1 protein-coding gene is annotated in these 2,681 nt (G+C 70.5%); it reads right to left on the bottom strand.

All coding sequences use genetic code 11. From position 1 onward, the window contains the following. Positions 1–2,681 (bottom strand): ATP-binding protein (locus AC27IO_RS22610; RefSeq protein ID WP_498740883.1); only part of this gene is annotated, 2,681 nt, incomplete at both ends.

Raw genomic sequence — 2,681 nt, 5'->3', positions numbered from 1 at the left:
GCGCAGGCGCGCGGGGCCCAGGGCCTCGCCCACTGCGCCCGGGTGCACCTCGGGCAGAAACAGGCGGATGCGGAACAGCGCGCCCGCGCCCGGGGTGCTGGTCACCGTCATCTCGCCACCCATCAGTTCGGTGAGCATCTTGGCGATGGTGAGCCCCAGGCCCGCGCCGGGCGCGGCGCCCTGGCTGCTGGCCGCGCCGCGCGCGAAGGGCTCGAAGATGCTGGCGCGCTCGGCCTCGGTGAGGCCCGGGCCGCTGTCCTCGATTTCGATCAGGGCCAGCTCGCGCGCGTGCCGCACCGCCAGCCGCACATGGCCGCTGGCGGTGAACTTGATGGCGTTGCCGATGAGGTTGATGAGGATCTGGCGCACGCGCTTGTCGTCGCCGCGCACCCACTCGGGCCAGGTGCCCTGCGGCTCGAAGCGGAACGCCAGCCCCTTGGCGCGCGCCTGCGGCTCGAACATGTCGCACATCTCGTGCAGGCAGTCGGCAAAGCGCATGGGCCTCACCTGCAGCGTGAGCTTGCCGCTTTCGATGCGGGCGATGTCCAGCGTGCCCTCGATGAGCGACAGCAAATGCTCGCCGCCGCGGCGGATCACGCTCACGGCCTGCTGGCGGTGCGGCGGCACGGCGGCGTCCTCGCCCATGAGCTGGGCATAGCCCAGGATGCTGTTGAGCGGCGTGCGCAGTTCGTGGCTGATGGCGCTGATGTAGCGGCTCTTGGCCTGGTTGGCCTGGTCGGCCAGCAGCCGGGCGCCCTCGGCCTCCTCGCGCGCTTCCTCGGCCACGCCGCGCGCCTGCTCGGCCTGCGAGCGCGCGTGCTCGGCGATGCGGCGGGCCTCCTGCAGGGCCTGGTCGGTCTGGCGGTGCAGGTGGATCTCGCGCTGCAGCAGGTGGGTCTGGCGGTTGGATTCCTCCTGCGCGACCTTGCGGCTCTTGTGCGCCAGCACCAGCCACCAGGCCACGATGCCCGAGATGACCAGCAGCGCCAGATAGGCCTTGAGCAGCCCCGAGCGCAGCGCGGCATGCGTGCCCGGCACGGCGGCGGTGCCCGGGCCGCTGTCGGGCGCCAGGGGGGTGAGCGTCTGCAGCTCCTGGTGGTAGAACAGCCCGAACACCGCGGCCAGCAGCGGGGCGATCACCAGCATCAGCAGCAGGAAGTGGCCCAGGCCCGTGTCGAGCATGCGCCACACCCGCCGCGGCAGCACCCAGCGCAGGGCCGCGCTCCACTGCACGGCCAGGTGCGCGTGGGGCTTGCACATGTCGCCGCAGCGCGCATCCAGCGTGCAGCACAGCGAGCAGATGGTGCCGCGGTAGGCGGGGCATTGCGCCATGTCGGGCGCCTCGTACTCGCGCTCGCACACCACGCAGCGCTGCACCGCCCAGGCCCCGGGCGTGCCCACGGCCGGCGCCTGGGCACCGGCGGGCCGGGCCAGGTAATAGCGCCCGCGCGTGGCCCAGGCGATGAGCGGCGCCGCGACGAAGGCCGTCACCATGGCGATCACGGCCGAGAACGCCTGCGCCAGCGGCCCGAACAGCCCCAGGTGCGCCACGATGGACAGCCCCGAGGCCAGCGCCATGGCCCCCACGCCCACCGGGTTGATGTCGTACAGGTGCGCGCGCTTGAACTCGATGCCCCGGGGCGACAGGCCCAGCGGCTTGTTCACCACCAGGTCGGCCACCACCGCCATCATCCAGGCGATGGCGAGGTTGGAATACAGCCCCAGCACCTGTCCCAGCGCCTTAAACACGTTCATCTCCATGAGCATGAACGCGATGAGCGTGTTGAACACCACCCACACCACCCGCCCCGGGTGGCTGTGCGTCAGGCGCGAGAAGAAGTTGCTCCACGCCAGCGAGCCGGCGTAGGCGTTGGTCACGTTGATCTTGATCTGCGAGACGACGACGAACAGCGCCGTGGCCGCCACCGCCCAGCCGTAGTGCGGGAACACGTATTCGTACGCCGCCAGGTACATCTGGTTCGGGTCCACCGCGCGCTCCACCGGCACCATGTGGCGGATCGCCAGGTACGCCAGCAGCGCGCCGCCCAGCATCTTGACCACGCCCAGCACGACCCAGCCCGGCCCGCCGGCCAGCACCCCGAGCCACCAGCGCCAGCGGTTGGCCGGCGTGCGCGCGGGCATGAAGCGCAGGTAGTCGGCCTGCTCGCCCATCTGGGTGATGAGGGCGATGCCCACGGTGAGCGCCGCACCAAACAAGGGCAGATTGAACGTGGAGACCGCACCGGATTCACCGCCGTAGTGCATCACCCCGGTGAATGCACCAGGATCGCGCGCCAGCACGTACACGAACGGCACCACCAGCATCACCAGCCACAGCGGCTGCGTCCAGACCTGCAGCCGGCTGATGGCCGACACCCCGTGCGTGACCAGCGGGATCACCGCCAACGCGCAGATGAGGTAGCCCCAGCGCGGCGGGATGTCCAGCGCCAGCTCCAGCGCATAGGCCATCACGGCCGCCTCCAGCGCGAAGAAGATGAAGGTGAAGGTGGCGTAGATCAAGCGAGGTGATGGTGAGCCGATGTAGCCAAAGCCCGCCCCGCGCGTGAGCAGGTCCATGTCCACGCCGTAGCGCGCGGCGTACACGCTGATCGGCAGGCCTGCCAGGAAGATGATGAGCCCCGTGGCCACGATGGCCCAGAAGGCGTTCAAAAAGCCGTACT

It is taken from the genome of Acidovorax sp. KNOB132 (assembly GCF_057541515.1).
The sequence above is the reverse complement of the archived record's forward strand: the minus strand, read 5'-3'. Positions and strand labels throughout refer to the sequence as shown.